Origin of the sequence: Nocardiopsis sp. RV163 (assembly GCF_001029525.1) — a bacterium.
In the GTDB taxonomy this organism is placed as follows: domain Bacteria; phylum Actinomycetota; class Actinomycetes; order Streptosporangiales; family Streptosporangiaceae; genus Nocardiopsis; species Nocardiopsis dassonvillei.
In genome coordinates, this window is sequence record NZ_LEKI01000248.1 from 1 (window position 1) to 4913 (window position 4913).

General features: G+C 73.3%; 4 protein-coding genes. 2 read left to right on the plus strand and 2 right to left on the minus strand.

From position 1 onward, the window contains the following. On the plus strand, positions 1 to 1100 hold a 1100-nt coding region (locus ABD54_RS25265), incomplete at its 5' end, for a galactokinase family protein (protein ID WP_047872052.1). A gap of 176 nt (positions 1101 to 1276) precedes the next feature. Continuing rightward, on the plus strand, positions 1277 to 2566 hold the full coding sequence (locus ABD54_RS25270) for an LCP family protein (RefSeq protein WP_047872053.1): 1290 nt from the start codon (positions 1277 to 1279) through the stop codon (positions 2564 to 2566). 560 nt (positions 2567 to 3126) lie between these two features. Here ABD54_RS25270 and ABD54_RS25275 read toward each other — a convergent pair. Together ABD54_RS25275 and ABD54_RS25280 are read right to left on the minus strand one after the other, a co-directional pair. Next, complete coding sequence (locus ABD54_RS25275; RefSeq protein ID WP_047872054.1) at positions 3127 to 4344, minus strand: NADP-dependent isocitrate dehydrogenase; 1218 nt, start codon at positions 4342 to 4344, stop codon at positions 3127 to 3129. A 183-nt stretch (positions 4345 to 4527) separates the two neighbouring features. Then, positions 4528 to 4913 (minus strand): DUF3017 domain-containing protein (locus tag ABD54_RS25280; RefSeq protein ID WP_053063655.1); only part of this gene is annotated, 386 nt, incomplete at its 5' end.

Sequence of the window (4913 nt, forward strand, 5' to 3'; positions counted from 1 at the left end):
CCCGGGGCGGGCCGCCAGGGCCACCCGCGGGTCCGCGGGGGGCCTGGCCCGAGGAGGCGCCGGACGCCGACGCGCTGGTCGCTCGGTTCCGGGCGCGGTTCCAGGAGCCGCCCGCGGGCGTTTGGCACGCCCCCGGGCGCCTGGCTGTCATGGGCGAGCACACCGCGGCCGGCGCGGGGGCCGGGCTGTACGCCGCCCTGCCCTGGGGCGTGACGGCCGCCGTGGGCACCGCTCCGGACCCGGGCGTGCACGTGGCCGCCCCGAGCGGCCCGCTGCGCACCCGGGACGCGGCGGCGCGCGCGGTGGCCGGGGCCGTGGCCGCCGCGCGCCGGACGGGTGTCCTGGACGGCGACACGGGCGTGCGCGCGGTGCTGGACGCGGACCTGCCCGAACACGCCTCCCTGGGCTACACGTCCGCCGTGGGCGCGGCGGTGGCACTGGCCCTGGCCGACCTGGGCGGCGGCCCCCCGCCCGAGGGGGCCACCGCCGACCAGCGGGTGGCCCTGGCGGCCCGCCCCGGGTGCGCGGTCCGGGTGAACCTGAGGAGCCTGCGCAGCACCGTGCTGCCCTTCGACCTCGCCGGGGCCGGGCTGAGGCTCGTGGTGGTGGACACCGGCGCCCTGCCCCGGCGCGACCTGCGCGCGGCCCGCTCCGCCGAACTGGAGCGCGCGCAGCGCACGCTCGGGCCGCTGCGCGCCGTCCAGGACCTGTCCGGGGCGCTGGCTAGCCTGCCGGACCCCGTGCTGCGCCGCCGGGTCGAGTACGCGGTGACCGAGGTGCACCGGCTCAACGCGGTCGTGGGGCTGCTGCGGGCCGGACGCTTCGGAGAGGTCGGGCCGGTCCTGTCCGCCTCCCACCTGTCACTGCGCGGCTTCGGTCTGCCCACGCCGGAGGTGGAACTGGCCGCGGAGACCGCCGCGCGGGCCGGAGCGCGCGGGGTGCGGATGTCTGGCTGGGCGGGGACCGTGCTGGCCCTGGCCGCCGAGGAGCGTGTGGAGGGGATCGGCGAGGCGCTGGCCCGGGAGTTCCGCGCCGACGGCCGGGTCCCCCCGCGCGTGCGCGCCGCCGTGCCCTCCGCGGGCGCGCACCGGCTTCGCTGAGCCCGTCGGGCCGACGGGTCCGGGCCCGGTGCGGAGGCGGCCGCGCGGCGGGAGCCCTCGGGCTTCCCGGAGGCCGAACCGGGACATTGCGCCGAACCCCGCTACCCTTTTCGCGATCACACAGGGTGGAAGTAAGCGACGAGGCGATCCACGACGCTGAGCAGATGGGCGATGCGATGGCTGACCGACGGAACCGTGACGACCCCGGTCGCACCGGTGAGCACGACAGACAGGGCGTGTTCCGGCGCGGCGGGTCCCCGGGCGGGCCGGACGAGTTCGAGAAGCTCTACCGCCCGCGCGAGTCCGAGCAGAGGGTGGTCGGCGAGACGCGTCGGCTCCCGCCCGCCGAGGACGTGCCCCCCGCACGGCCGAGGCGGCCCCAGAGGCCTCGGCAGTCGCAGAGGTCCCGGCGCACCCACAGCGCCGGACGCGTCTACGACGGCCGCGGCATCGAGCGCAGGCGCAAGGAGCGCAAGCGGCGGCTGGCCACCACCGTCACTGTGACCGTGCTGGTGCTGGTCGTTCCCCTGGTCTTCGTCGGCGGGTTCTACGTGTACGCGAACTCGCGGCTGGAGCGGGTGGAGGCCCTGCTGGACTACGAGGGCCGCCCGGACGGACAGCCCGGCACGACCTACATGGTCGTCGGCTCCGACAGCCGCCAGGGCCTGTCCGAGGAGCAGATGGACGAGATGGCCACCGGCTACGCGGAGGGCCGCCGGACCGACACCATCATGGTGCTCTACATCCCCGACGAGGGCGACCCCACCATCGTCAGCGTCCCCCGCGACTCCTACGTCCCCCTCGCCGTCCCCGGTTACGCCGACAACAAGATCAACACCGCCTTCGCCGACGCCGTGTGCGGCACGAACGACGCGGGCGAGGAGGTCTGCGGCGGCCCCGCCCCCCTCGTGGAGACCTTCGAGCGCGCCTCGGGCGTGCGCATCGACCACTACGTGGAGATCGGCATGGGCGGCTTCGTCGACATCGTGGACGCGGTGGGCGGCGTGGAGCTGTGCCCGGAGGAGGCCATGGCCGACCCCAAGGCCGGGCTGGACGTCGAGGCGGGCTGCCAGACGATGGACGGCGGCACCGCCCTGGGCTACGTGCGCACCCGGGCCACACCGCGCGCCGACCTGGACCGCATCGCCCGCCAGCGCGAGTTCTTCTCGGCGCTGGTCCAGACGGCCAGCGCGCCCTCCACGCTGTTCAACCCCTTCGAGTCCGTCCCGCTGGTGCTCGCGGGCACCGACACCTTCATGGTGGACGAGGGCGACGACCTGCGGCACCTGGGCAGCATGCTCCTGGCGATGCGCGGCGGTACGCAGACCACCGCGATCCCCGTGGGCCAGACCCCCACGCTGGACGGGGTCGGCTCGGTGGTGATCTGGGACGAGGCGCGCTCCGAGGAGATGTTCGCCGCCATGCGGGCCGGGGAGCCGATCCCCGAGAGCGCCTTCCAGGAGTAGACCGGAGGCCGGGCCGCCGCGGGCCGTGGGAGGGCGGACGGTCCGGGGAAAGGCGAAGGGCCCGTCGCCGAGGCGACGGGCCCTTCTTCGTGACGTTCCGTACTGTGCGCGCCTACCCCCCAGCGGGCGCACGGCCGGCACGTCGGTCAAAGTGGCAGAGGAGCCGAAACCCGCTCTGGCCTGCCGATTCTCACCGGCACGTCTCCACAATAGGTCAAAGTTCGCTTAAGGTGCGAATCCTATGCACGTGGCCTATGTCGCACCCTCGGGCCTCTGCGGTGGTCCGGCGTTGCCATCCTGCCACCGCCGACCCGCGCATGTACGCCGAACACGGGAAACACGCCGGGAAACTTTGGCCGAACGCGGGTCCAGAACCCCGCGAAGGCCGCGTTTGCGACACCCGGCCCTTCGGGGGGCGGGTCCCGCCCGCCCCCCGACACGGCGAAGCCCGGCCGCCCCCGGAGGGGCGACCGGGCGTGAGCGGGGTCTCACCCGGACCGTCGGGATCAGGACCGTCCGGGCCCGCCGCGTGCACCGCCGCGCGGACGGAGCGCTGGGGCTCAGGCCAGGCGCTTGGCGAGGTTCTCGTCCAGCGCGGCCAGGAACTGCTCCGTGGTCAGGAACTCCTGGTCGCCGCCGACGAGCAGCGCGAGGTCCTTGGTCATCTGGCCGCCCTCGACGGTCTTGATGACGACGTCCTCCAGGGTGTTGGCGAACTCGACGACCTTGGGGGTGTTGTCGAGCTTGCCCCGGTGCTCCAGGCCGCGGGTCCACGCGAAGATGGAGGCGATCGGGTTGGTGGAGGTGGGCTTGCCCTGCTGGTGCTGGCGGTAGTGGCGGGTCACCGTGCCGTGGGCGGCCTCGGCCTCGACCGTACGGCCGTCCGCGGTGCGCAGGACGGAGGTCATCAGGCCGAGGGAGCCGAAGCCCTGGGCGACGGTGTCGGACTGCACGTCACCGTCGTAGTTCTTGCAGGCCCAGACGTAGCCGCCCTCCCACTTGAGCGCCGCGGCGACCATGTCGTCGATGAGGCGGTGCTCGTAGGTCAGGCCCGCGGAGTCGAAGCGGTCCTTGAACTCGGTCTCGAAGATCTCCTGGAACACGTCCTTGAACATGCCGTCGTAGGCCTTGAGGATCGTGTTCTTGGTGGACATGTAGACCGGGTAGTTGCGGTCCAGGCCGTAGTTCAGGCTCGCGCGCGCGAAGTCCTCGATGGACTTGCGGAAGTTGTACATGCCCATCGCGACGCCGCCCGCCTCGGGGAAGTCGGCGATGTCGAACTCGACCGGCTCGCTGCCGTCGGCCGGGGTGTAGGTCATGGTGACCGTGCCGGGGCCGGGCACCTTGAAGTCGGTGGCCTTGTACTGGTCGCCGTGGGCGTGGCGGCCGATGATGACCGGCTTGGTCCAGCCCGGGACCAGGCGGGGCACGTTCTCGCAGATGATGGGCTCGCGGAAGACGACGCCGCCGAGGATGTTGCGGATGGTGCCGTTGGGCGACCGCCACATCTTCTTGAGGCCGAACTCCTCCACCCGGGCCTCGTCCGGGGTGATGGTGGCGCACTTGACGCCGACGCCGTGCTCCTTGATGGCGTTGGCCGCGTCGACGGTGATCTGGTCGTCGGTGCGGTCGCGCTCCTCGATGCCCAGGTCGTAGTACTTCAGGTCGACGTCGAGGTAGGGGAGGATCAGACGGTCCTTGATGAAGGACCAGATGATCCGGGTCATCTCGTCGCCGTCGAGCTCGACTACGGGGTTCTCGACCTTGATCTTGGCCATGGCTGTGTGGCTGTCCCTTCAGTCTTCGCTGCCGCCTCGTGCGCAGCGGGCCCGCGTCCGGCTCGTGGCCGGAGGCCGGTCCGCGCACCCGGCGGTCCACCGGTCCCGTCCGGGGTCCGTGCTCCCCGGCGGGCAGGTGGCTTCTCGGTGTCGCGGTATCTCGACGTCAAGCTTATTCGACGCCTAAGCGGACAGTTGCGGCGCCACCCATGCCAGCACGATCAGCAGGACCGCGAGGGTGGTCAGGGTGAGCAGGTCGATCCACCGGCGGCGCACGGCGAGCATCCCGACCCAGTCCCGGGGCAGGAGCACCCGGAAGGTCGCCGCCAGCAGCAGCGCGCCCGCGATGATCGCCGGTCCGCGCTTGAAGTAGGCCGCGGCCACGACCACGATCCCCGCCGCGAGCGCCGACATGACCAGGAAGTAGGGCACCTGCGAGAGCCAGTACGGCGCCTCGGGCCCCTCCGCGGTCGGCTCCCGCGCCACCTCCCCGGAGTCCGCCCCGGAGTCCCTGGCTGAGCCGCCGCCGGGCTCGGGCCCCTCGGGGCCGTCCCCGCCCGGCGCTCCCC

Coding starts and splice junctions, on each gene's coding strand:
- ABD54_RS25270 (WP_047872053.1), top strand. CDS start 1,277: ATGGCTGACCGACGGAACCGTGACGACCCCGGTCGCACCGGTGAGCAC.
- ABD54_RS25275 (WP_047872054.1), bottom strand. CDS start 4,344: ATGGCCAAGATCAAGGTCGAGAACCCCGTAGTCGAGCTCGACGGCGAC.